We start from the raw sequence: 24610 nt of genomic DNA on the forward strand, positions 1-24610 counted from the left end.
GAACTGCGCGAGCAACCCCCCACCGGGCAGGTGGTCCGGAACAAACAGAACCACTCCACCGGGACGGGATCTTCCGGGCCCACCTCGGAGCACAACGGCGCCCCAAAGGGGCGCGGGGAACTGCGCGAGCAACCCCCCACCGGGGAGGTGGTCCGGAACGAACAGAACCGACCCACCGGGACGGTGCCGGCTACCCCGGAACGCAAGGGCGCCGCTGCCGACGACGGCTCCGGGCTCGGCCCTGACGAGAAGTGGCGGCTGGTCAACGGCGCACACCACGACCCGCACGGGCTGCTCGGCGCGCACCGCACGGACGACGGCGTGCGGGTACGGGCGCTGCGCCCGTTCGCCCGATCCGTGGCGGTGGTCGTGGACGGGGAGCGGACCGAACTGGCGCCGGAGGGCGACGGGTTGTTCTCGGCGGTCCTACCCCTCGCGGACGTGCCCGCGGAGTACCGGCTGGCGGTGACGTACGACGCGGGCGAGCAGGTGGTCGACGACCCGTACCGGTTCCTGCCCTCGCTCGGCGAGTTGGACCTGCACCTGATCGGTGAAGGCCGGCACGAGCAACTGTGGAAGGCGCTGGGCTCGGAGCCGATGACGCACGGCGGGGTGAGCGGCACCCGGTTCGCGGTGTGGGCACCGAACGCGCGCGGGGTGCGGCTGGCCGCGGACTTCAACTTCTGGGACGGCACCGGGCTGCCGATGCGCTCGCTCGGCTCCTCGGGTGTGTGGGAGCTGTTCGTGCCGGGGATCGGTGCCGGCACCGCCTACAAGTACGAGATCACCCGGCCGGACGGCTCGCGCGGCATGAAGGCCGACCCGATGGCCCGCGCCACCGAACTGCCCCCGGCCACCGCGTCGATCGTCACGCGGTCGGCGTACGACTGGGACGACGCGGAGTGGATGGCGCACCGCGCGGACATCCCGGTGCACCGCGCCCCGCTGTCGGTGTACGAGGTGCACCTGTCCTCCTGGCGGCCGGGCCTGGACTACCGCGGCCTGGCCGAGCAGTTGCCCGGCTACGTGCAGGAACTCGGCTTCACCCACGTGGAGTTGATGCCGGTCGCCGAGCACCCCTTCGGCGGCTCGTGGGGCTACCAGGTCACCTCCTACTACGCCCCGACCTCGCGGCTGGGTTCGCCGGACGACTTCCGGTACCTGGTGGACGCGCTGCACCGGGCCGGCATCGGCGTGATCATGGACTGGGTGCCGGCGCACTTCCCGAAGGACGAATGGGCGCTGGCCCGGTTCGACGGCGAGCCGCTGTACGAACCGGCCGACCCGCGCCGTGCCGAGCACCCCGACTGGGGCACCCTGGAGTTCGACTTCGGCCGCACCGAGGTCCGCAACTTCCTGGTGGCCAACGCGGTGTACTGGTGCGAGGAGTTCCACATCGACGGCCTGCGGGTCGACGCGGTCGCCTCGATGCTCTACCTCGACTACTCCCGGGAGGGCGGCGACTGGCTGCCCAACGTGTACGGCGGCCGGGAGAACCTGGACGCGGTGGCCTTCCTCCAGGAGATGAACGCCACGGTCTACCGGCGCTGCCCCGGCGCGGTCACCATCGCCGAGGAGTCCACCGCGTGGGACGGCGTCACCCGCCCCACCCACCAGGTCGGCCCGACCGGCTTCGGCGGCCTCGGCTTCGGCCTGAAGTGGAACATGGGCTGGATGCACGACACACTGGAGTACGTCGCGCACGAGCCGGTGCACCGCAAGTACCACCACGACGAGATGACGTTCTCGATGGTGTACGCCTACAGCGAGAACTACGTGCTGCCCATCTCGCACGACGAAGTGGTGCACGGCAAGCGGGCGTTGGTCGAGAAGATGCCGGGCGACTGGTGGCAGCGGCGGGCCGACCACCGCGCCTACCTCGGCTACATGTGGGCCCATCCGGGCAAGCAACTGCTGTTCATGGGGCAGGAGTTCGCCCAGGGCGCGGAGTGGTCGCACGAAAGCGGCCCGGACTGGTGGCTGCTGGACGAGACCTACTCCGCGGCCGGCGACCATCGCGGGGTGCGCGACCTGGTGCGCGACCTCAACGCGGTCTACACCGCGACGCCCGCGCTGTGGCAGCGCGACACCGACCCGGGCGGCTTCGAGTGGATCGACGGCGGCGCCGCCGAGGACAACACGCTGTCCTTCCTGCGGTACGACACCGCGGGGCGCCCGCTGATGTGCGTCAGCAACTTCTCCCCGGTGGTGCGCCAGGACTACCGGCTCGGCTGCCCCGAAGGCGTCTGGACCCAGGTGCTCAACACCGACGAGGCCCGCTACGGCGGCAGCGGCGTGCGGATCGAGGGGCAGCTCAAGAGCGAGCCGTCCCCCTGGCACGGCCGCCGTCACAGCATCGCGGTCACCGTCCCCCCGCTCGCCACGCTCTGGCTGCGGCCGGCCATCGACTGAGCCGGCCGCGCCGCGCCGGCCGCCCGCGGGTCAGACGTCGGGTCGCAGCGTGCGGCGCAGGTGGGCGCGGGCGGACGGCGGCAGTCGGCGGAAGACGGCCTTCGCGGGGGAACGCAGCCGCTCGTCGGCGGCTGCCCGCATCAGGACGGCGCGCCGCAGGGAGGTCTTCTGCGGCGGGGAGACGCGCAGTTGGAGCTGGCCGCCCGGGCCGTTCCAGCCGGCCACGACCATGCGCGGCGGGGTGCCGACGACGGCGAGGCGGGCGGCGTGCCGACCGGGGTGGCCGGCGCTGCGGGCGCTCGCGGGGAGGGTCACCCGCGGGCGGCGGCCCACGCCCAGCGACTGGACGTCCAGCCACAGTTCGTAGCGCCCGGGGTCCAGGGGGCCGCCGCCGGCGAGGGTGAGCGGGTCGATGACGGTGTCGGCGGCGAGTACGACGTGGCAGCGGCCGTCCCCGACGTCCTCCAGCCGCGGGCGCAGGTCGTTCTCCGGGTACCAGTACAGGGTCCGCCGGGGGTCCTTGACCAGCACCTCGCCGTGCGCGTACGCGAAGGGGTCCTTGACCTCCCACGTGTCCTGGCCGGGTATGTCGGCCAGCAGCCCGGGGTCGAGCAGGAGGCGGCCGTCGGCCTGCCGGGCGAGGGTGACCGGGCTGCCGTCGGCGTGCGCCAGCCAGACCCGCAGCGGCAGCGTGAGCCGGCCGCCGTGCCAGCGCGCGGCGCCGACCTCGACGCGCAGCCGGATGTCCTGGGAACGGCGGCCGAGTGCGACCAGCCCGTCGAGGTTGCCCTGCTCCAGCAGGTGGGCCCGCAGCCCCGCGATGCCGGGCAGTCCGGCGGCGACACCGGGCGGGAACTCCTCGCGGGCCAGGTCGCGGACGATCCGGAAGTGGCGCTCCAGTTGCTTGCCGGTGCGCTGGAGCACCCGGGGCTCGGTGACCGGACGGAGGATCTCCACCCGGTAGTTGCGGCGCAGCATGCGGTCCTGGACCTCGCCGGGCTCGGAGCGCTCCTTGACCGCGCGCACCACGTTGCGCAGGTGCCCGTAGTAGTCCTCGGGGCTGGGCGGCCGGCTGCTGTTGTTGCCGCCGTCGCCGCGCCGCTGCCAGTGGTAGACGGGGCGGTCGCCGAGGATGGAGACGGTCCTGGCCAGCGGGTAGGCGCGGGCGAGGAAGAGCTGGTCCTCCAACCGGACCCGGCCCTCGGGGAATTCGATGCCGTGTTCCAGCAGGAAGTCGCGGCGGAACATCTTGTGCGGGGTGAGCGTCTCGAAGAGTTCGGTGTCCTGGACCGAGCAGCGCTCCCGGGTGTGCCGGAAGATGTTCCCGGGCCCCTGCATCTCGCCGTGCGCCTTTCCGAACACGATGTCGGAGCCGTTGCGCACCGCGAGCGCGTGCAGCCGTTCCAGTGCGTCGGGGGCGAGTTCGTCGTCCTGGTCGACGAAGTGCACATACGCGCCCCGGGCCAGCCTGATCCCCACGTTGCGGGGTTTTCCCGGCCAGCCGGAGTTCTCCTGCTCATGCACTCTGACGTGCGTGAACTCCTCGGCCAACCGGGCCAGCCGCTTTGCCGAGTCATCGGTGGAACCGTCGTCGACGTAAATGACCTCATAGGCGTCCGGCCCAATGGTCTGCCCGGTCAGCGACGGAGCGCAACGGTCTATGTACTCTCCGGCGTTGTAAACGGGTACGACAATACTGGCCTTCAGCACGGCAATTCCCCTCCACGCACCGCTTGAACAGTGCTTTGCATGGGAGACTGCCGAACGTGGCGAAGAGTTGTACGGGACTTGACCGGCGCGTGAAGGTCCGCGGACGACGGACTCGGGTAGCGGGCCTCAAGTGAACGGCCCCGGCGGTCAGTACACCGATTCGGCCTCTTCCATCCGGTCCTCGGGAACGGTCTTGAGGTGGGTGATGGCGTCGGCCAGCGGCACCATCACGATCCGGGTGCCGTGCAGCGCGGTCATGTGGCCGAACGAACCGGCGTGCGCGGCCTCGACCGCGTGCCAGCCGAAGCGGGTGGCCAGCACCCTGTCGTACGGGGTGGGGACACCGCCGCGCTGGATGTGGCCGAGGATGACCGGGCGGGCCTCCTTGCCCAGCCGGGTCTCCAACTCGCCGGCCAGGGTAGTGCCGATGCCGGTGAAGCGCTCGTGGCCGTACTTGTCGATCGCGCCGACGTCGTAGTCCATGGTGTCCTTCGCCGGGTGCGCGCCCTCCGCGACGCAGACCACCGCGAACTTCTTCCCGCGGGCGAAGCGCTTCTCGACCATGCCCACCAGGTCGGCCGGGTCGAAGGGCCGCTCGGGCACGCAGATGCCGTGCGCGCCGCTGGCCATGCCCGCCTCCAGGGCGATCCAGCCCGCGTGCCGGCCCATCACCTCGACCACCATGACCCGTTGGTGCGACTCGGCGGTGGTCTGCAGCCGGTCGATCGCCTCGGAGGCGACGGTGACGGCGGTGTCGAAGCCGAAGGTGCGGTCGGTGCCGTTGATGTCGTTGTCGATCGTCTTGGGCACCCCGACCACCGGCATCCCGGCGTCGGAGAGCATCCGGGCGGCGGTCAAAGTGCCCTCGCCGCCGATCGGGATCAGCACGTCGATGCCGTACTCGGCGCACAGTTCGTCGGCGTTGTCGGCGGCCTCGCGCAGCCGGGCGCGCTCCAGCCGGGCCGAGCCGAGGATGGTGCCGCCGCGGGCCAGGATGCCGCTGACGGAGTTGAGGTCGAGCTCACGGAAACGGCCCTCCAGCAGGCCGACGAAGCCGTCCTCGAAGCCGATCACCTCGTCCGCGTGGCCGGTCAGCGCGCGATGCACGACCGAGCGGATGACGGCGTTGAGGCCGGGGCAGTCGCCGCCGGCGGTGAGCACTCCGATTCGCATGGGCGATCTCTCCAGGAGACACGGGTAGCGGTTCGCGGGGCGGGCGCGGGTCCGCACCGCCTGGCGGGTCGGGCGGCCCCCGGCGTCACGGGGACTTCGGGATCAGCGTGCACTCCGTGATCCGCCCGACGACATAGTCGTCCACATTGCGGACGGTCGCCGCGATGATCTCCTCCACCGCGTCCACCGTGAAGTACGCCTGGTGCGAGGTGACCAGCACATGCGTGAAGGTCAGCAGCCGCGCCAGGGTGTCGTCGGTCATCACCTCGAGCGACTTGTCGTAGAAGAAGACGCCGGCCTCCTCCTCGTACACGTCGAGCCCCACCCCGCCGAGCCGGCCCTCGCGCAGCGTGTCCACCAGCGCCTCGGCGTCGATCAGCGCGCCGCGGCTGGTGTTGACCACGATCGCGTCGTCCTTGAGCTCGGCCAACCGCCGGACGCCGAGCAGGTGGTGGGTGGAGGGCATCAGCGGCACGTGCAGGCTGACCAGATCGGACTCGCGCAGCAGCCGGTCCAGCTCGACGTACTCCATCCCCATCTCCTGGCACTGCGGGTTGACCGAGATGTCCCAGCCGAGCAGCCGCATACCGAAGCCGCGGGCGATCGCGGCGAACGCCGCGCCGATCCGCCCGGTGCCGATCACTCCGGCGGTGCGGCCGTGGAAGTCGCGGCCGAGCAGTCCGTCCATCCGGAAGTCGAAGTCGCGGGTGCGCGAAGCGGCCCGCACGATCCGGCGGTTGAGCGCCATCGCCAGCGCCCACGCGAACTCCGCCACCGCGTACGGGGAGTAGCGGGTCACCCGGGCCACGGTCAGCCCCAGCCGCTCGGCGTGCGCGAGGTCGATGTTGTTGTAGCCGGTGGAGCGCTGGGTGATCAGCCGGGTGCCGCCGCGCACCAGCGTCTCCAGCGCGGGCCCGTCCAGAACCGCGTTGACGCTGGTCGACACCGCTTCGTAGCCCACTGCGAGCGGGAGGGTGTCGGCGGTCAGGACGGTCTCCAGGCAGCGGACCTCGTGCCGCGGCGCGAAGGCGCGCTCCAGCAGGGGCCGCTCGTCGCGCTGCACTCCGGTGGCCAGGACCTCCATGGCACCGCCCTCCCTCTCCGCTCCCCCTCACCCTACGTGCGCAGTCGGTCCGCCCCGCCGGACCCGTCGGGCCGCGCCCGGCCGCGGAGCCCGAACGGCCCAGTGCACCGCCCGTCCCCCGACGCGACCCCGGTATGCCCCGCCCTCGTCGGGCATTCGCCCGGTTGGCGCGTTAGCGTCTGCTGTACGTACGCACGTACGCACCTATTCACACCACGCGGGCCGGGGACCGGCCCGCGGCACAGGTACGGCAGGAACGGAGCACAGGGGTGACGCGCAGCGTCTATGTCACGGGCATCGGCCGTGGCGACGGCCGCCAGGTAGTGGAACTCGGAATAATGGAGCTGCTGACCCGGCAGGTGGACCGGGTCGGGATCTACCGCCCGCTGGTCCATGACACCCCCGACCGGATCTTCGAGCTGCTCCGCGGCCGCTACCGGCTCGCCCAGGACCCGGCGACGGTCTTCGGCATGGGATACGAGGAGGCCGCCGCGCTCCAGGCCGAACAGGGCCAGGAGGCGCTGACCGCCCGGCTCGTCGAGGGCTATCTGCGGGTCGCCGAGAGCTACGACACGGTGCTGATCCTCGGCTCGGACTTCGCCGCCACGAACCTGCCCGCCGAGCTGGGGGTCAACGCCCGGCTGGCGAACGAGTGCGGCGCGTCGGTGCTGCCGGTGATCGGCGGTCGCGACCACCTCGCCGAGTCGGTGGTCGCCGAGGTCCGCAACGCCCACCACGCCTACACCAACCTCGGCTGCGACGTGATCGCGATGATCGCCAACCGGGTGGACCCGGCGCAGCTCGACGCGGCGACCGAGCAGTTGCGGCGCAGCCTGGACGTGCCGGTGTACGTGCTGCCCGACGAGCCGGCGCTGTCCGCGCCGACGGTCCGGCAGATCGTGGAGACGCTGGGCGCGGAGGTGCTGCTCGGCGACGACGCGGGGCTGGCCCGGGACGCGCTGGACTTCGTCTTCGGCGGTGCGATGCTGCCGACGTTCCTGCCCGCGCTGACCACCGGGTGCGTGGTGGTCACCCCCGGCGACCGCGCCGATCTGATCATAGGGTCGCTGGCGGCGCACTCGGCCGGGTCGCCGCCGATCGCGGGTGTGCTGCTGACGCTGGGCGAGAAGCCCGGCCCGGACATCCTTCAGCTGGCCCACCGGCTCGCCCCCGGCACACCGGTGGTGGCGGTGCCGACCGGGTCGTTCCTCACCGCGACCGAGCTGTTCGGCCTGGACGGCAAGCTCGGCGCGGGCACCCCGCGCAAGGCGGAGACCGCGCTCGGCCTGTTCGAGACGCATGTGGACACCGCCGAGCTGACCGGCCGGCTGTCGGTGGCCCGCTCCGCGCGGGTCACCCCGATGATGTTCGAGCACGCGCTGCTGGAGCGGGCCAGGTCCAACAAACGGCGGATCGTGCTGCCCGAGGGCAGCGAGGAGCGCATCCTGCGGGCCGCCGAGGTGCTGCTGCGCCGGGGCGTGTGCGAGCTGACCCTGCTCGGCGAGGAGGACGTGGTCCGCAAGAAGGCGGGCGACCTCGGCATCGGCCTGGACGACCCGGCGCTGGACATCGTCGATCCGCACACCTCGCCGCTGCGGGACCGTTTCGCCGCCCTGTACGCCAAGCTCCGCGCGCACAAGGGCGTCAGCTACGAGCTGGCGTACGACGTGGTCGCCGACGTGTCGTACTTCGGCACCTTGATGGTGCAGGAGGGCCTGGCCGACGGCATGGTGTCGGGCGCGGTGCACTCCACGGCCGCCACGATCCGCCCGGCCTTCGAGATCATCAAGACCCGGCCGGGCGCGGCCATCGTCTCGTCGGTGTTCTTCATGTGCCTGGCCGACCGGGTACTGGTCTACGGCGACTGCGCGGTGAACCCGGACCCGGACGCCGAGCAGCTGGCGGACATCGCGATCCAGGCGGCGGGCACCGCGGCGCGCTTCGACGTGCAGCCGCGGGTGGCGATGCTGTCGTACTCCACCGGCACCTCCGGCTCGGGCGCCGATGTGGACAAGGTGCGGGCCGCCACCGACCTGGTCCGCGCGCAGCGGCCCGACCTGCTGGTCGAGGGCCCGATCCAGTACGACGCGGCGGTCTCCCCGGTGGTCGCGGCGGCCAAGCTGCCGGGTTCCGCGGTGGCCGGCCAGGCCACGGTGCTGATCTTCCCCGACCTCAACACCGGCAACAACACCTACAAGGCCGTGCAGCGCTCGGCCGGCGCGGTCGCGGTCGGCCCGGTCCTGCAGGGGCTGCGCAAGCCGGTGAACGACCTGTCCCGGGGCGCGCTGGTGCAGGACATCGTCAACACGGTCGCGATCACCGCGATCCAGGCCCAGGGGGACCCCCGGTGACAGCGGCGACCCGCGTACTCGTGCTCAACTCCGGCTCCTCGTCGGTGAAGTACCAGTTGCTCGACATGGCCGACCACTCCCGGCCCGCCTCCGGCGTGGTGGAGCGGATCGGCGAGGAGGGCGGCGTCGCCGACCACGCCGAGGCGCTGCGGCTGGTCGCCCGGCAACTCGGCGAGCAGGGCCTGGGCCTGGACTCGCCCGAACTGGCGGCGGTCGGGCACCGGGTGGTGCACGGCGGCACCCGCTTCACCGAGCCGACCCTGATCACCGACGAGGTGGTCGCCGAGATCGAGCAGCTGGTGCCGCTCGCCCCGCTGCACAACCCGGCGAACATCACCGGCATCAAGGTCGCCCGCGAACTGCGCCCCGACCTGCCGCAGGTGGCGGTCTTCGACACCGCCTTCCACGCCACCATCCCGGAGGCCGCGGCCCGCTACGCGATCGACGCGGCCACCGCCGACCGGTACGGCATCCGCCGCTACGGCTTCCACGGCACCTCGCACGCCTACGTCTCCCGGGCCACGGCCGCGCTGCTCGGCAAGGAGCCCGGCGAGGTCAACGTGATCGTGCTGCACCTGGGCAACGGCGCCTCGGCGTCGGCCGTACGCGGCGGGGTCTGCGTGGACACCTCGATGGGCATGACCCCGCTGGAGGGCCTGGTGATGGGCACCCGCTCCGGGGACATCGACCCGGCGGTGGTCCTCCACCTGGAGCGGGTCGGCGGCATGAGCACCGACGAGGTCGACACCCTGCTCAACAAGCGGTCCGGCCTGCTGGGCCTGTGCGGCGCCAATGACATGCGGGAGATCGGCCGCCGGATGGGCGAGGGCGACCCGGCCGCCCGGCTCGCCTTCGACGTCTACATCCACCGGCTGCGCCGCTACATCGGCGCGTTCACCGCGGTGCTCGGCCGGGTGGACGCGATCGCCTTCACCGCGGGCGTCGGCGAGAACTCCGCCGCGGTCCGCGCCGCCGCCCTCCAGGACCTGGAGGGCCTGGGCATCGCGCTCGACCCGGTGCACAACGCGGTACGCGCCTCGGGCGCCCGGCTGATCTCCACCGCCGCCGGCCGGGTGGCGGTGGCGGTGGTCCCCACTGATGAGGAGTTCGAGATCGCGCGGGATACTTATGCCTTGGCAGGCGTGAGGGCCGGCGCCCGAGGTCCCGAAGCGGACGGCTGATGGCAGGCACGGCCACGCAGCCCCAGATTATTCCGGAGTGGAACAAACCGATAGGATAATGCCCATGCGCCGAGCCAAGATCGTCTGCACCCTGGGTCCCGCCGTCGACTCGTATGACCAGCTCAAGACGCTGGTCGACGCCGGTATGAACGTGGCCCGACTCAACTTCAGCCATGGCAGCCACGCCGAGCACGAGAGCCGCTACCAGCGCGTGCGCAAGGTCGCCGAGGAGACCGGCCGCGCGGTCGGCATCCTCGCCGACCTCCAGGGGCCGAAGATCCGGCTGGCCACCTTCGCCGACGGACCGGTGGAGCTGGTGGCCGGCGACGAGTTCGTCATCACCACCGAGGAGGTGCCCGGCGACCGGACGATCTGCGGCACCACCTACAAGGGCCTGCCCGGCGACGTCTCGCAGGGCGACCCGATCCTCATCAACGACGGCAACGTGGCCCTGCGGGTCATCGAGGTCGAGGGCTCCCGGGTCCGCTCGCTGGTGGTCGAGGGCGGCGTGATCTCCGACCACAAGGGCATCAACCTGCCCGGCGCTTCGGTGAACGTGCCCGCGCTGTCCGCGAAGGACATCGACGACCTGCGGTTCGCGCTGCGGATGGGCGTCGACATGGTCGCGCTCTCCTTCGTCCGCGACGCCAAGGACGTGCGCGACGTTCATCGGGTGATGGACGAGGAGGGCCGCCGGGTCCCGGTCATCGCCAAGGTGGAGAAGCCGCAGGCGGTGGAGAACATGGAGGACGTCGTCATGGCGTTCGACGCCGTGATGGTGGCCCGCGGCGACCTCGCGGTGGAGTACCCGCTGGAGCGGGTGCCGGTGGTGCAGAAGCGGCTGATCGAGCTGTGCCGGCGCAACGCCAAGCCGGTGATCGTGGCGACCCAGATGATGGAGTCGATGATCACCAACTCCCGGCCGACCCGCGCCGAGGCGTCCGACGTGGCCAACGCGATCCTGGACGGCGCGGACGCGGTGATGCTGTCGGCGGAGTCCTCGGTCGGCAAGTACCCGATCGAGACGGTCAAGACGATGTCGCGGATCGTGGAGGCGGCCGAGGAGGAACTGCTGTGCCGGGGGCTCCAGCCGCTGGCGCCGGGCAAGAAGCCCCGTACCCAGGGCGGCGCGGTGGCCCGTGCGGCGGCCGAGCTGGCCGACTTCCTGGACGCGCGCACCCTGGTGGCGTTCACCAAGTCCGGTGACACCGCCCGCCGGTTGGCCCGCTACCGGGTGCCCGAGCCGGTGGTCGCCTTCACCACCGACCCCGCCACCCGCAACCAGCTCGCGCTGACCTGGGGCGTCGAGACGTTCGTGGTCGAGCACGTCGACAACACCGACGCGATGGTGGAGTTGGTCGACCGGGAGATGCTCAAGTTGTCGGAGTACGCCAAGGGCGACACCGTCATCATCACGGCCGGCTCCCCGCCCGGTGTCCCCGGCACCACCAACCTGGTCCGGGTGCACCACCTCGGGAACTGACGGCGCGACGACCAGCGGCCACGCACCCCTGTGGGAGGGGGTACGTGGCCGCTTCCTGTGCGCGGGACGCGGACCGGCCGCAGCCGGCCGACCTGCCGCTACGACTGACCGCTACGGCTGGCCGGGCAGCACCTGCATGCCGGGGATGTGCAGGTTGCCGCCGAACTGGCCGGCGTTGATGACCGTCACGTCGGTGAAGAACAGCTCCGGCAGGGTCAGCGGCGGCGGGGCCTTCGGCGTGAACGTGATCGGGATCAGGCCGAGCAGATTGCCGCTGAGCGACTCGGTGTAGAGCGTCGTGGTGCCGCCGGTGATCGTGGACGTGGAGCCCTTGGCGGCCTTGACCTCGGTATGGCCCTTGCCGTTCGGGCCGACCACGAACTGGTCGAGGTCGCCGATGTCGATGCCGGTGGTGGTGAACTTCAGGACGTCCTTGACCTCACCGCCGGCGGTCTTGACCTGCACGATGCCGTCGTAACTCAGGCCGTGCAGGGTCAGGATGCTGCTCTTGAGCGTCCAGGGCTGGTCCGGCAGGAGGGGTATGCCCCCCTCGGTCTTCGCGTCGTCGAGCGCCTTGGCGTCGTACGTCGGGCAGGGGTAGCCCTGCTTGCCGCCGTCGGAGCCGGCCGTGGACGAGGGCGACGGGGTGGCCGTCGGCTTCGGGGTCGCGGTGGCGTCCTTGAGGGCCTTGGTGGCCTTCTTGGCGGCGTCCGTGCTGCCCTTGTCCTTCGCGGCCTTGCCGGCCTTCTTGCCGCCGTCCGTCGAACCGCCCGCACCCGAACCGCTGGTGGGCGAAGGGTCCGGCTTCGGCGCGGAGGTGGTCGGCGCCGGGGTCGGGTTCGCCGTGGTGGGCGCGGGGGCCGGGTCGGACTTCGCGCCGCCGCCCAGCAGCCCGTTCAGCAGGTCGCCCAGGCCCAGCGGGTCCAGCGGGTTGTACGACGAGGTCGGGCTCGGCGTCGGTGTCGGAGCGGTGGTGGCCGCGGACTTGGACCCCTTGGCCGCGCTGTCGCCCGAAGCGGGCGCGGTCGGACTGGCGGTCGGCGCCGGCTTGTCGCCCTGCGGGCCGGCCGACGGCGAGGGGGTGCCCGTGCCGTCCTTGGCGCCGCCGTCCTTGCCGGACGACCCGGACTTCGCGTCCTTGCCGCCCTTGTCCGCCTTCTTGCCGTCCTTGGTGTCCTTGGCGTCCTGCCCGCTCGCCGTCGGAGACGGCGTGTCGGACTGGGTGACGCACGCACCGGGTGCGAACGACGGGGTCGAGGGCTCGTCGGCCTGCGCGAGATGCGGGGTCATACCCATGCCCATCAGCACCGCCGTGGGCATCGCGGCGAGCGCCACCGCCTTTCCGGCGGGGACATGCAGTTTGGTCAGCAGCGACTTGCGCGGAGCCGCGTGGCGCGGCCCCGAGGTCGCCCTGACGCGTGGCCCGTCGCTCGTGGCCGGCTGAGCGTCGTCACCCAGCACGGTGCCTCCCGTTCTCCTTGGTGGTCTCTTCGTCGCCGCGGCCGCCGGCGAGCACCGGCTCCTCGGCGCCTTGGTACCCGGCGCCATGCACCTGCCCGGGCACGAACGGCTTGTCCAGGCGCGTGGCGTCCGGAATGCCCTCGTCCTCGCCCGCCGGGCCCGGGTCGCCGTCGGGCAACTCGGCCTTCTCACCGGGCTCGTCCGTCGCCGGGACGCCGGGCGCCCAGGACAGGGCGAGCGCGCCGCCGAGCAGCGCGGGCACGAAGCCCATCAGGAAGCCGCCGACGTTGGACTCCACCAGCGACACCAGCCCGAGCATGATGGTGGCGACCCCGGCGAAGATCCGCACCACGGGCTGGAACCACATGGTCAGGCCCAGTACGAACAGCAGCACACCGATGATCAGCGAGGCGGACCCGGTGGTGGTGGACATCCGCACGGTCAGCTGGCCGAGCGTGAGGTCCGCGTACGGGAAGTACGTGATGGGGAGGCCCGACACGAGGGTCAGCAGTCCGGCCCAGAAGGGGCGTTGCCATCTCCAGTGACGGAACGCCAGACGTCCGTAGCGGAACCGGGCACTCAGTCCTGTCGACTCGGCGCTCATCGAAAACAGCTCCCTGGGACTGGCTTGGTGCGGTGGGGATTCGTTCGGTGGCCTGGGCGAGCCGCGTCCGGCGCGACTCGCCCGTGGCCACGTGGCGTGGCTGTCGCGAAGACGCCTAGTAGCACTCGACTCCGGAGCCGGAGCCCTTCTTCACGCTCATGCTCAGGCCGGCGAGCTTGAAGGTGCCGGCGCTGGTCGCCCAAGCGGTCTGGTTCACGTTCGTCAGGACAGCCGCCTTGGCCTCCTGTGCGAACGACGAGGCACCGGCCTCGGTGCTGGTGACCGACGACTCGGGCTTCGCGTAACTCGGGTCGGTGTCACCGGCCGCGACACCGATGTTGATGTCGTAGAAGGTCGCGTCCGCATCGAGCTGGTTCAGGTCGATGTAGAGGTTGCTCGCCTGGACCTTCTTGCCGTGGTTGCCGGCGGTGAGCTTCAGCGTCACGTCGCCGATGATCGGCGCCGGGACGACCACCGACTGGCACAGGCCGGTGATGGTGGCCGACTTGAAGGCCGAAACGGCGACCGGCACGGCCGACTTACCGCCGTGCTGCACATCCACATTGCCGTACTGCACGAACCCCTTGCCGTTCAAGGTGTCGGCGTGCACCTTGAACTCCTGGCCCGACACGCTGAAGGACGCGGCCAGCGCCCCCTGAGCCAGTGCCACGCCTATCACGGCCGTGGCCGCGACACTCGGCACCATGACGACGGCGAACCGCCGCCATCTGGTACCGCCACGAACGAGCGACTCCATACTTCCTCCTTCTCGGACGTACATCTCCGGCCGGATCGTTCGAGCCCGGCCCGGGATGGGAGAAGTGCTACGTCCTCGGAAAGGAGAGCGCCGGTGGTCGGCGGGCCGTCCCTCCCAGGGGAGTTACGGACGGCGGTGTCCGAACGTCGGCGATCACCCCCGAGCGACAACCACTGGCCACGCTCTCGCGCAACCTTGCGGGACAGGCTCCATCCGGTTCCATCCGTGGACGGAGACCCCCCTGTCCCGGGGCAGCGGCGATCACCGCGCACCCCGCCCGGTGGGGACCCGTTGCCGTCGCACCGGCTGGCGACCGGACGCACGGTTACGGGACCGAGCTTGGCCGATCGTGGTCCATTCGGGGCCGGTGCACAAGGGGGTTCGTTACCAGCGAGTAACGGCAGAGCGTCACCAACATGATCGCCAGACCGATTAATATGACGCTGCGTAACCAAATCTGGGGAGAGCTAATCCGGCATCACCGGACAACAACTGGCAAAGGGGGGTGGGCTTCCTACCGGAAGTAACAGCGGCCGCCCATTGTCACGGTTTGATAAAGTGCGGCCGCCGTGTCGCTAAAACCCTGAGTACGCGAAGCCCACCGCGCGGGTCAGAACAGCACCCTGGCCAGTGCGGTACGCGCCGCGGCCACCCGCGGGTCGTCCGGGCCGATCACCTCGAACAGTTCCAGCAGCCGCAGCCGCACCCGGTCGCGGTCCTCGCCCGCGGTGCGGCGCACGGTGTCCACCAGCCGCCCGAAGGCGTCCTCGACGTGACCGCCGACCAGATCGAGGTCGGACGCGGCGAGTTGGGCGTCGACGTCACCGGGCGCGCCGGCCGCCGCCTGCCGCACCTGCTGCGCGTCGGCACCCTCCACCCGTTGCAGCAACTCCGCCTGGGCCAGGCCCAGTTTGGCCTCGGCGTTGGCCGGCTCGCCGGCCAGTACGTTCTTGTACGCCTCGATGGCACCGGCGAGGACGCCCGCGTCCAGCGCCTCGTGCGCCGCGCCGAGCGCGAGTTCCTGCGGGGTGGCGGGGCGGGGCGGGGCCGGCTCGGCGGGCTGCTCGACCACGTCGCCCGGGTCCACCTCGGCGCCGACGATGCCGAACCGCTGCTCGGCGACCGCGATCACCTGGTCGAGCACCTCGGTGATCTGCTCCTCGGGGGCGGCGCCCTGGAAGAGCGGCATCGCCTGCCCGGCCAGCACCGCGTAGACCGCCGGCACCCCCTGGACGCCGAACTGCTGGAAGAGCATCTGGTTGGCGTAGACCTCGGCCGTGGCAAGGACGAAGCGCCCCCGGTACTGGCCGGTCAGCCGCTCCAGCACCGCGTTGAGTTGCTTGCTCTGCTCGGCCTGATCGGCCCAGAAGCTGATGACGACCGGGACCTCGGCGGAGCGCTGCAGGACATCGCTCTCGAAGGTCTCCTCGGTCACCTCGATGACGAGCGGGGAGGCGGGGGTGGCGCCCGGGCCGGCCTCCTGGCGCTGTGCCCTGGCCTGCTCGGCCTTCGCCTTGGCCTCAGTGGCCGCCTTCACGGCGGCGAGGTCGACCACGCCGCTCATGGACATGTTCCGTGGCTGCATGAGGCAATCCTCCCCCCTCGCGGAGCAAAGCGTGTACAGACCCCGGGACCCGCCGGATTGCGGGTGCGGGTGATGGTCCCCGCCACGGCGGGTACGCCGCCGCGGTATGCGCTCGGTACGGAATCCCCGTCCGCACGGTGTGGTTGTCGCGTCGGTGGGCCTGCACGGTCCACCCTTTCGCTACGAGTCGTAGCGTAACTGCCGGGCAGGGGCCGTGCAGTGGCGGGTGTTGTGACAACGATCACCCGGTCCACGAAGGCTACTGGCCGGTATGGTCCGGCCTATGTCCCCCACTCCGCCGGCCCACTCCAACAAACGCACCGGCCGGCCCAGAAGTGCCCGAGCCGACCGCGCGATCCTGGACGCGACCCGCGCGGCGCTGGTGGAGTTGGGCTTCGGCGGGTTGACCCTCGGCGACGTGGCGGCCCGCGCCGGCGTGGCGAAGACCACCTTGTACCGGCGCTGGGCGGGCAAGAACGAGCTGGTGGTGGACGCGCTCGCGGCGCTCTTCGAGGAGCAGTTGGAACTGCCCGACCGCGGCAGCCTGCGGGCCGACATCAAGGGCGTGGTGCTGCGCTTCGCCGAACTGCTCAACCGCCCGGAGACCCGGACCTCGTTGATGGCGGTGGTCGCCGAGGCGGGCCACGACGAGGCGCTGCGCGAACGTATCCGGGAGGCGATCGTCGACCGGCAGAAGCATCTGGTGCTGCTCGGCCGGGCCCGCGCGCAGTCGCGCGGCGAGTTGCCCGGCGACGACGGCACCGCGGACCCGGCTCGCGACGACCTGATCTTCGACGTGGTGGCGGGCGCGGTGGTGCACCGTGTGATGGTCAGTTCGGAGCCGGTCGACCAGGAGTGGGCCGACCGGCTGGCCCGGCTGCTGGTGGACGGCCTGACCGCGAAGCCGGGCTGCTGAACCCGGCGGAGCCGGCCGTCCGGCCGGTTCGTCCCGCGCCCGGGGCGCGGCGACCGCCAACTGCCAACCAGCGCCCGGCGCCCGGCCCGAGTCCGGCCGCCCGACCGCCGATCCCGCCCGGCCGCCGAACGCACCCGTCAGCCCGCCTCCACCTCCACACCGGCGACGAAGTGGTCGAACTCGCCGGCCTTGACTCCCTTCACGAACGCCTCCCACTTCACGGGAGTGGTCACCGCCACCACCTCGGGCCGCTCTGTCTCGCGGATGTAGATCATCCCGTCGTCACCGACGGTCGCTTCGAGGGACACGAGGTTCCTTCCTCGGAGATGCCGGTTGAGTGCGTACGAGATTACGGGCGTTGCCGCCAGTAGCATCCCGTGATCAACTCGGCTTGAGGAAGGGGGCGTTGATCTGTTCGGGTGACGCTCGATCAGAAGCGGGCCTGCTCCGTGTACGAACCCCACTCGTCGCGCAGCACACCGCAGACCTCACCGAGCGTGGCCTCGGCCCGGATCGCGGTCAGCATCGGCTGGATCATGTTGGACCCGTCGCGGGCGGCGGCGAGCATCGCGTCGAGCGCGGCGCGCACCGCCGCGTCGTCGCGGGCCGCCTTGCGGTCGGCCAGCACCCGCACCTGCTCGCGCTCCACCTCGTGGCTGACCCGCAGGATCTCCAGGTCGCCGGTGACCGAGCCGGTGTGGCAGTTGACGCCCACCACCTTCTTCTCGCCCTTCTCCAGCGCCCGCTGGTAGCGGAAGGCGGACTCGGCGGTCTCCCCGGTGAAGTAGCCGTCCTCGATGCCGCGCAGGATGCCCGAGGTGATCGGCCCGATCGAGTACTCCGCCTCGGAGCTTCGCCCGGAAGTCGCCCCCAGCGGCGCCGCCTTGGCGCCCATCTCCCTGATCCGTTCGAAGATCTTCTCCGCGTCCGCCTCGATCCGGTCGGTCAGCGCCTCCACGTACCAGGAGCCGCCGAGCGGGTCGGCCACGTTGGCCACCCCGGTCTCCTCCATCAGCACCTGCTGGGTGCGCAGCGCGATCTCGGCGGCCTGCGCGCTGGGCAGCGCCAGCGTCTCGTCCAGCGCGTTGGTGTGCAGCGAGTTGGTGCCGCCGAGCACCGCGGACAGCGCCTCGACCGCGGTGCGCACCACGTTGTTGTACGGCTGCTGGGCGGTGAGCGAGACACCCGCGGTCTGCGTGTGGAAGCGCAGCCACTGCGCCTTGTCCGAGGTGGCGCCGTACACGTCGCGCATCCAGCGGGCCCAGATCCGGCGGGCGGCGCGGAACTTGGCGATCTCCTCGAAGAAGTCCAGGTGCGCGTCGAAGAAGAAGGAGAGCCCGGGCGCGAAGGTGTTGACGTCCAGGCCGCGGGAGAGGCCGAGCTCCACGTAGCCGAAGCCGTCGGCGAGGGTGTACGCCAGCTCCTGCGCGGCTGTCGCCCCCGCCTCGCGGATGTGGTAGCCGGACACCGACAGCGGCTTGTACGCGGGGACGGAGCTCGCGCAGTGCTCCATCAGGTCGCCGATCAGCCGCAAGTGCGGGCCGGGCGCGAAGAGCCACTCCTTCTGCGCGATGTACTCCTTGAAGATGTCGGTCTGGAGCGTGCCGTTGAGCACGCCGGGGTCGACGCCCTGGCGTTCGGCGGCGACCAGGTACATGCAGAAGACCGGGACGGCCGGGCCGGAGATCGTCATCGAGGTGGTGACGTCGCCGAGCGGGATGCCGCCGAAGAGGACCTCCATGTCGGCCGCGGAGTCGATCGCCACCCCGCAGTGGCCGACCTCGCCGAGCGAGCGCGGGTCGTCGGAGTCGCGGCCCATCAGCGTCGGCATGTCGAACGCGACGGAGAGACCGCCGCCGCCCGCCTCCAGGATCATCTTGTACCGCTCGTTGGTCTGCTCGGCGTTGCCGAAGCCGGCGAACTGGCGGATGGTCCAGGTCCGGCCGCGGTAGCCGGTGGCGTGCAGGCCGCGGGTGAAGGGGTACTCCCCCGGCCAGCCGATGCGGTCGAACCCGGGCACGTCGGCGCCGGGCGGCGGCCCGTACACCGGCTCCACCGGGTCGCCGGAGAGGGTGGTGAAATCGGCGTCCCGGGTGCGCGCTGAGTCGTAGCGCGCCTGCCAGCGCCGGCGGCCTGTCTCGATCTCGTGGGCGTCCATGCGTCAAATTTACTTGGACGTCCTACTAAATGTCGACGAGAAGCCGCCCAGCACCCGGGTGAACCCCGAGGGATGTGCCTCTGACCTGCGGCGAAGCGGCAGGTCAGAGCGAAAAATCAATCAGACCTCGACCGGCTCGGCGGCCTTCTCGGCGTGGATCACCTTCGGGGTCAGCTCGCGGGTGACGCGCCGCTCGACGAAGAACGCCGCGGTCGGCACGGTGCCGGCCAGCAGCACCCAGGCCATCCGGCTGAGCGGCCACTTCGCCTTGGTGCACAGGTCGAAGGCGAAGATGAGGTAGACGACGTAGAGCCAGCCGTGGGCGAAGCCCACGATGCCCGTGGCGGTGCTCGCGCCGTCGATGTGGAGCACGTACTCCCCGATGACGCTGAGGGTGAGCACGATCAGCAGCACACCCGTCACGTAGGCCATCACCCGGTAGCGGGTCAACACGCTGGATTTCATGGGTACGAGCGTAAACCGCCCGGAAGCTCCCCCCGACTCCGGGGCGGACCCCACACCCCTTGTCGCCCGGTCCCCCTGCTCACAGCCTCCGCGGGCGACCTCCTCCGTCGGCCGCCCACTCCTGCCGCTCGGGCGTCAGCCCACACCCCTTGTCGCCCGGTCCTCCTGCTCACAGCCTCCGCGGGCGACCTCCTCCGTCGGCCGCCCACTCCTGCCGCTCGGGCGTCAGCCCTCGAAGTCACCCGCCGCTATCCGCAGCGGGCGCAGCAGCGCGAAGATCTCGCCGCACTCCTCCTCGTCGTAGACGCCGAGGCCGAAGTCCATCGCCATCAGGTCACGGGTCGCGGACTCGACGATCTTCCGGCCCTTGCCGGTGATGGAGGCGAGGGTGCCGCGGCCGTCGTTGGGGTTGGGGCGCTTGTCGACGAGGCCGGCGGAGACCAGCCGGTCGACGGTGTTGGTCACGGAGGTGGGATGCACCATCAGCCGCTCGCCGATCTTGGACATCGGCAGCTCGCCCTCCTTGGAGAAGGTGAGCAGCACCAGCGCCTCGTACCGGGCGAAGGTGAGGCCGTACGGCTTGACCACCGCGTCGACCTGGCCGAGCAGGATCTGCTGGGCGCGCATGATGGAGGTGATGGCGGACATCGAGGGCACGCCGCCCCAGTGCCGCGTCCACAGCTCGTCGGCGCGGGCGATGGGGTCGAAAGGCAGGCTCAACGGCTTCGGCACGGTCCCGAGCCTACCCGTCGGTCACATACTGGGCACCGGTGTCCATCTTGTGGGCACTTCCGCCTTGACCGGGCGGCTTCGGTCGGCCCCGCCCGTCGCTACCGCAAGCGTTCGGCGCGGAGGTGCTCGGCCACCGGCTGGAGTGCCTCGCGGTAGGCGGAGATCGCCCCGGGCGCGAGCAGGTCGATGAAGTGCTCCCGGACCGCGGCGACATGGCGCGGGGCGACCTCGCGCATGGTGGCCCAGCCCTGGTCGGTGAGGACCGCGTACAGCCCGCGGCGGTCGGACTCGCAGTCCTCCCGGCGGACCAGGCCGGCGGTCTCCATCCGGGTGATCTGGTGGGACAGCCGGCTCTTCGACTGGAGCGTGCGCTTCGCCAGATCGCTCATCCGCATCCGGCGGTCGGCGGCCTCGGAGAGGTTGACCAGGATCTCGTAGTCGTTGTTGGTCAGGCCGAACGGATGGAGGTCGCGCTCAAGTTGGTACATGAGCAGGCGGCTGACGTCCAAGTGGAGCCGCCAGGCCCGCTGTTCGTCCTCGTTGAGCCAGGTGATGGCATCGTCCGCGGTCTCAGTCTCCATGGTCCCCATGGCCCCCATGCTACCGGGAGTTGCACCCTCGAATGATCGTCAGGGTAGCCGAGTGGTCACCCTGTGGAACGAGTGCGTGGTCGCGAAGGTTACGACGCGCCACGTCGTCACGTACCCGGCTCGGGGCCGGCGCCGGTGGCGCGTCCGGCGAGCACCGACTCGGTGGACTGGAGCAGCACCTGCCCGGCGCCGACGAACTCGTACTGGTGCTCCTCGCCCGACGCGCCCCCTATCCCGGTCATCGCCCGGATGCCGCCGAGCACACCGCGCAGGTAGGCGTGGTCGTAGTGGTGGCAGGGCGAGGGGCAGTCGGCCCAGCCGACGAGCGCCTGCGGGTCGACCCGGATCGGCGGCTCCACGAAGTGCACGGCGCCGTTGGAGGCGGCCACGAACTTGCCGGTACCGATGAGGGTGAGGAAGCCCGGGATGATCGACTGCTTCAGCGACAGGCCGGGTTGGAAGGCGAGCAGGTTGCCCGAGCGGATGGTGAGGTTGCCCTCGTCGAGGTCGTAGGAGTTGATGTCGTACGACCGGTCGGCGAGCAGCATCTTGCCGCGGCCCTGCGCGACGACCCACTCGGCGGCGTGCATCGGCGAGTGGAAGTTCTCCGCGATGAGGTGGTCCAGCGGGCCCGCGCCGATCGCCTCGAAGCCGATCTGCCCGAAGAAGGCGATCATCTTCCCCTTCTGCAGGAACCACTGGCCGTCCAGGTCCACGCTGAAGGCGTACGGGTTGACGTTGTCGTTCGACGGCAGCGTCCACGCGTCGTGGATCACCGGCCCGGCCGGCGGCGTGGGCGGCGCCGAGGGCGGCACCGGGGGCGGGGGCGGATAGGTCACAGCTTCTCCTCCGACGCCTGCACGTACACCATCCCGTTGCCGGACAGCTCCAGTTGGAACGCCTCGCCCGAGCCGCGGCCGACCATCTCGCGCCAACCGAGCGCGGTTGTCAGCTTGTTGCGGACGTCGCCGCGGTGGGCGACATACGCCTGCGGGTCGACGTGGACCGGGCCGCGCCCGGTGATCGGGAGTTCGATGATGCCGCCGTGCGCCATGAACGCGACCGAGCCCTTGCCCGCCAGCGTGGTGGTGAACAGGCCCTGGCCGGTGACCTGGCCGCGGATCACGCCCATCACGCCGCCTTGCGAGCCCATGAACATCGTGCCCTGCTGGAGCGAGCCGTCGAAGGCCAGCAGCCGGTCGGCCTCCACGTAGAGCGTCTCGCCGGTGAGGTCCACGGTGTGGATGTGGTGGCCGCCGTGGCCGAACATCACCGAGCCCGCGCCCTCCACGGTCATCAGCGGGGTGGCCTCGTTGGCGACGCGGCGGCCGATCATGGACATCACCCCGCCCTGCCCGCCGGTGATGCTGGGCGTGAAGGCGACCCGGCCGCGGTAGGCGAGCATCGCGCCGCGCTGGCTGAACACCCGCTGCCCGGGCACGATGTCGGCCTCGACCATCTTCGAGTTGATCCGGGTGAACGGCACTAGAGCTGCCCCCCGACGGTGGTGCGCTCACTGGGTTGGACGTACACCAGGCCCTCGCCCTCGAAGCGGAGCTGGAAGCTCTCGCCGGAGCCCTCGCCGATCAGCGTGCGCCAGCCGACCGCGGCCTGGAGTTGCTGCCGCAGGCCCCCGGTGTGCGCGATGTACGCGCCGGGATCGACGACGAGCGGGGTCTTCGCGCTGACCCGCAGCACTATCGCGGGACCGTCGGACATGATCGCGGCCTGGCCGGTGCCCTCGACGGTGGTGGTGAACAGGCCGTTGCCCTGGGAGGCGCCGCGCAGCCCGGTGAAGGTGGTGCCGGTGCGCAGCGACGGCTCGGTGACCAGCAGATTGGACGCCTCGACGTAGAGCTTCTCGCCGCTCAGCCCGACCAGGTTGATCTCGGTGGCGCGGTCGGCGAAGTAGCAGGTGCCGTGGCCCTTGACCTCCATGACGGCCATCGACTCACCGGTGATGCGGCGGGTCATCAGGCCGCGCAGGCCCTCGCCGCCGCCGGTCATCTTCTTGAACGTCATCTCGCCGTCGTACGCGACCATGGCGCCGTTCTTCGCCTTGACCGCGTCGCCCGCCAGGTCGACGGCGAGCACGCGGGTGCCCTGCAACCGGAAGTTGGCCATGGTTCACACGGTATCGGCCGACGACCGGCGCCGGACCGGAAGCGGCGCCTTGACGCCGTCGCCCTGCCCGCCGACCGCCCCGCCGCCGACCGGCGTGCCCGCGGTGTCCACCGCGCCCGCCGCCGCCTCGACCTCGATCAGCGACTCCCCGCGCCGGGCCGCCTCGAACGCCGCGTGGCCGCCCCGCAGCCCGAACAGCCGCTTGCCGATGAGGATGTAGAGAACCGCGACGACGTTCAGCGCCAGCGTGCCGACCTTGAAGGGGCTCATCTTCTCGGTGAGTTCGTAGACCTCGATCGGCAGGAAGGCGGCGGTGGCGATGACCGCCAGGTACTCCGCCCAGCGCTTGCCGAACCACAGCCCGATGCCCTCGACCGTCTCGATCAGGGCGTATCCGAGCAGGCCGCCGGCCACCACGTGCAGGGTCGACTTCTTGTAGTCGAAGGTCTTCTGGATGGTGCCGACGACCGGGGAGTGGTCCAGGTCGTAGCCGAAGTGGTTGGCGACCGGGCGGAAGACGGTGAGGTCGTCCTCGAAGAGCCGGCGCACCGCGTCCTGGGAGTTGGAGAACTTCCACACCGCCCAGGCGGCCAGGATCACCAGCAGCCCGCGCAGCACCCGCTCGACGGCGAGGAAGCGCAGGATGAACAGGTCGCGCAGCGCCCGGCCGCGCGGCACCAGCGGAGCCTCCTCGGCCGGCCCCGAGCCGTGCGGATCGCCGAGCACGAAGTCCCCGCAGCGCAGGCAGCGCCAGACGGTGCCTACGGCGGTCCTCGCCTGAAGCCGCTCGCGCAGGCCCGGCTCGTCGGGCGCGTAGGTGATGTGGCCCTTGCTGGCGCAGTGTCTGCGGTCCCAGTCTCTGCTCATCGGTGTCGGCCCCCGTGGGTGATCGTCGCTCGGAAACGGAAGGTACAGGTGGCGGGGCGGTACGCCGGCGCCGTTGCTGAACACCGCTCCGTGGAGAGGGACGTTATCGCTCCGCGCACGGTTGCCGACCCCGGGCACGGGTCATCGATACGGTCCGGTGATAATGGAGAAGAGTTTGTGATCGCCTTCACAAGAGGTTCGCATCCGTCCGTCCGCCACCGCACGACCGTTCCGACAGCGAGGTTCCCGTGGAACTGAAGACCGCCGCCGCTCTGCGCAGGCTGCGCCTGATCTCCGCCCCCGAGGCGGCGTCCTTCGTGATCCTGCTGGTGTGCGTGGTGCTGAAGAGCACCACGGACTTCAACGCCGTGCCCGTGATGGGCATGGTGCACGGCATCCTGTTCATCATCTACGTGCTCTTCTGGGCCGACGCCTGGAACCGGGCGCGCTGGCCGCTGGGCCGCTCGGCGCTGTACCTGGTGCTGTCGGTGCTGCCCACCGGCGGCTTCTTCGCGGAGCGGATGCTGGCGCGGGAGTGCGAGAGCGCGGTGGCGACGGCGCGGGCGGCCCAGCAGGCCGGAGCCGAGGCCGAGGCCGGTTCGGACGCCGAGCCGGTGACCTCCGCATGATCGTCGCCTTCTCCGTGACCCCGCTCGGCGTCGGCGAGGACGTCGGGGAATACGTGGCGGACGCCGTACGCGTGGTCCGCGCGTCCGGGCTGCCGAACCGTACCGACGCGATGTTCACCTCGATCGAGGGCGAGTGGGATGAAGTGATGGACGTCGTACGGCGCGCGGTGGCCGCCGTCGAGGCCCGCGCGCCCCGGGTGTCCCTGGTGCTCAAGGCCGACATCCGGCCGTCGGTGACGGACGGGCTCAGCTCGAAGGTCGAGACGGTGGAGCGGCTGCTGACGCAGTGACGTCATGACGGCGTGACCGCGTGACGTCACGAGGGTGC

23 protein-coding genes are annotated in these 24610 nt (G+C 71.1%); 7 read left to right on the forward strand and 16 right to left on the reverse strand.

Annotated elements, in window-relative coordinates; all coding sequences use genetic code 11:
• Positions 1-258 precede the first annotated feature (258 nt).
• Positions 259-2412: a 1,4-alpha-glucan branching enzyme gene (gene glgB, locus AC13HU_RS01535; protein WP_483039883.1), complete on the forward strand. Its 2154-nt coding sequence runs from the start codon at positions 259-261 to the stop codon at positions 2410-2412.
• Between the two features lie 30 nt (positions 2413-2442).
• Here glgB and AC13HU_RS01540 read toward each other — a convergent pair whose 3' ends face one another.
• From AC13HU_RS01540 to AC13HU_RS01550, 3 genes are all read right to left on the reverse strand, one after another.
• Positions 2443-4122 (reverse strand): glycosyltransferase family 2 protein, encoded by a 1680-nt coding sequence (locus tag AC13HU_RS01540; RefSeq protein ID WP_483039850.1) that lies wholly within the window; start codon positions 4120-4122, stop codon positions 2443-2445.
• A gap of 147 nt (positions 4123-4269) precedes the next feature.
• Entirely contained in the window at positions 4270-5295 is a 1026-nt protein-coding gene (locus AC13HU_RS01545) for an ATP-dependent 6-phosphofructokinase (protein WP_483039851.1), read from the reverse strand.
• Positions 5296-5380: 85 nt separating this feature from the next.
• A complete protein-coding gene (locus AC13HU_RS01550) occupies positions 5381-6379 on the reverse strand; it encodes a 2-hydroxyacid dehydrogenase (RefSeq protein WP_483039852.1) in 999 nt (332 codons plus the stop codon).
• 269 nt (positions 6380-6648) lie between these two features.
• On the opposite strand from AC13HU_RS01550, the gene pta reads away from it, so the two are divergent.
• From pta to pyk, 3 genes are all read left to right on the forward strand, one after another.
• Positions 6649-8730, forward strand: coding sequence for a phosphate acetyltransferase (gene pta, locus AC13HU_RS01555; protein WP_483039853.1), 2082 nt, complete (start codon positions 6649-6651; stop codon positions 8728-8730).
• Positions 8727-9911 carry an acetate kinase gene (locus AC13HU_RS01560; protein ID WP_483039854.1) on the forward strand — a complete coding sequence of 395 codons (1185 nt, stop codon included), beginning with the start codon at positions 8727-8729 and terminating at the stop codon, positions 9909-9911. The genes pta and AC13HU_RS01560 overlap by 4 nt, the downstream gene beginning before the upstream one ends.
• 64 nt (positions 9912-9975) lie before the next feature.
• Entirely contained in the window at positions 9976-11394 is a 1419-nt protein-coding gene (pyk, locus tag AC13HU_RS01565) for a pyruvate kinase (protein WP_483039855.1), read from the forward strand.
• Positions 11395-11505: 111 nt separating this feature from the next.
• Here the strand turns inward: pyk and AC13HU_RS01570 are convergent, their stop codons facing one another.
• The 4 genes from AC13HU_RS01570 to AC13HU_RS01585 form a co-directional block, all read right to left on the reverse strand.
• Complete coding sequence (locus AC13HU_RS01570) at positions 11506-12855, reverse strand: hydrogenase expression protein HypF (protein ID WP_483039856.1); 1350 nt, start codon at positions 12853-12855, stop codon at positions 11506-11508.
• Positions 12845-13459, reverse strand: a complete 615-nt coding sequence (locus tag AC13HU_RS01575) for a DUF6114 domain-containing protein (RefSeq protein WP_483039857.1) — start codon at positions 13457-13459, stop codon at positions 12845-12847. Before AC13HU_RS01575 ends, AC13HU_RS01570 begins: the two co-directional genes overlap by 11 nt.
• A gap of 115 nt (positions 13460-13574) precedes the next feature.
• Positions 13575-14216, reverse strand: coding sequence for a DUF6230 family protein (locus tag AC13HU_RS01580; RefSeq protein WP_483039858.1), 642 nt, complete (start codon positions 14214-14216; stop codon positions 13575-13577).
• 610 nt (positions 14217-14826) lie between these two features.
• On the reverse strand, positions 14827-15801 hold the full coding sequence (locus AC13HU_RS01585; RefSeq protein WP_483039859.1) for a co-chaperone YbbN: 975 nt from the start codon (positions 15799-15801) through the stop codon (positions 14827-14829).
• Positions 15802-16084: 283 nt separating this feature from the next.
• Between AC13HU_RS01585 and AC13HU_RS01590 the strand changes: the two genes are divergently transcribed.
• Positions 16085-16717 carry a TetR/AcrR family transcriptional regulator gene (locus tag AC13HU_RS01590; RefSeq protein ID WP_483039860.1) on the forward strand — a complete coding sequence of 211 codons (633 nt, stop codon included), beginning with the start codon at positions 16085-16087 and terminating at the stop codon, positions 16715-16717.
• A gap of 137 nt (positions 16718-16854) precedes the next feature.
• Here AC13HU_RS01590 and AC13HU_RS01595 read toward each other — a convergent pair whose 3' ends face one another.
• The 9 genes from AC13HU_RS01595 to AC13HU_RS01635 form a co-directional block, all read right to left on the reverse strand.
• The gene (locus AC13HU_RS01595) at positions 16855-17025 is read right to left on the reverse strand and encodes a DUF397 domain-containing protein (RefSeq protein WP_483039861.1); all 171 of its coding nucleotides are present in this window, start codon (positions 17023-17025) and stop codon (positions 16855-16857) included.
• A 122-nt stretch (positions 17026-17147) separates the two neighbouring features.
• Entirely contained in the window at positions 17148-18875 is a 1728-nt protein-coding gene (gene icmA / locus AC13HU_RS01600) for a coenzyme B12-dependent isobutyryl-CoA mutase large subunit (RefSeq protein WP_483039862.1), read from the reverse strand.
• A 120-nt stretch (positions 18876-18995) separates the two neighbouring features.
• Positions 18996-19340, reverse strand: a complete 345-nt coding sequence (locus tag AC13HU_RS01605; RefSeq protein ID WP_483039863.1) for a DUF3817 domain-containing protein — start codon at positions 19338-19340, stop codon at positions 18996-18998.
• Between the two features lie 225 nt (positions 19341-19565).
• On the reverse strand, positions 19566-20072 hold the full coding sequence (locus AC13HU_RS01610; RefSeq protein WP_483039864.1) for a MarR family winged helix-turn-helix transcriptional regulator: 507 nt from the start codon (positions 20070-20072) through the stop codon (positions 19566-19568).
• A gap of 98 nt (positions 20073-20170) precedes the next feature.
• Positions 20171-20653 carry a MarR family winged helix-turn-helix transcriptional regulator gene (locus AC13HU_RS01615; protein ID WP_483039884.1) on the reverse strand — a complete coding sequence of 161 codons (483 nt, stop codon included), beginning with the start codon at positions 20651-20653 and terminating at the stop codon, positions 20171-20173.
• A 116-nt stretch (positions 20654-20769) separates the two neighbouring features.
• Positions 20770-21477, reverse strand: a complete 708-nt coding sequence (locus tag AC13HU_RS01620) for an AIM24 family protein (protein WP_483039885.1) — start codon at positions 21475-21477, stop codon at positions 20770-20772.
• A gap of 20 nt (positions 21478-21497) precedes the next feature.
• Positions 21498-22148 (reverse strand): AIM24 family protein, encoded by a 651-nt coding sequence (locus tag AC13HU_RS01625; protein WP_483039865.1) that lies wholly within the window; start codon positions 22146-22148, stop codon positions 21498-21500.
• Positions 22148-22786: an AIM24 family protein gene (locus AC13HU_RS01630; RefSeq protein ID WP_483039866.1), complete on the reverse strand. Its 639-nt coding sequence runs from the start codon at positions 22784-22786 to the stop codon at positions 22148-22150. The genes AC13HU_RS01625 and AC13HU_RS01630 overlap by 1 nt, the downstream gene beginning before the upstream one ends.
• Positions 22787-22789: 3 nt before the next feature.
• Positions 22790-23653 carry a DUF2127 domain-containing protein gene (locus tag AC13HU_RS01635; protein ID WP_483039867.1) on the reverse strand — a complete coding sequence of 288 codons (864 nt, stop codon included), beginning with the start codon at positions 23651-23653 and terminating at the stop codon, positions 22790-22792.
• A 248-nt stretch (positions 23654-23901) separates the two neighbouring features.
• On the opposite strand from AC13HU_RS01635, the gene AC13HU_RS01640 reads away from it, so the two are divergent.
• Together AC13HU_RS01640 and AC13HU_RS01645 are read left to right on the forward strand one after the other, a co-directional pair.
• Complete coding sequence (locus AC13HU_RS01640) at positions 23902-24282, forward strand: DUF3817 domain-containing protein (RefSeq protein ID WP_483039868.1); 381 nt, start codon at positions 23902-23904, stop codon at positions 24280-24282.
• Positions 24279-24572, forward strand: coding sequence for an MTH1187 family thiamine-binding protein (locus AC13HU_RS01645; protein ID WP_483039869.1), 294 nt, complete (start codon positions 24279-24281; stop codon positions 24570-24572). Before AC13HU_RS01640 ends, AC13HU_RS01645 begins: the two co-directional genes overlap by 4 nt.
• The last annotated feature ends 38 nt before the right edge of the window (positions 24573-24610 follow it).

The organism is Streptomyces sp. NH27, from assembly GCF_056859195.1.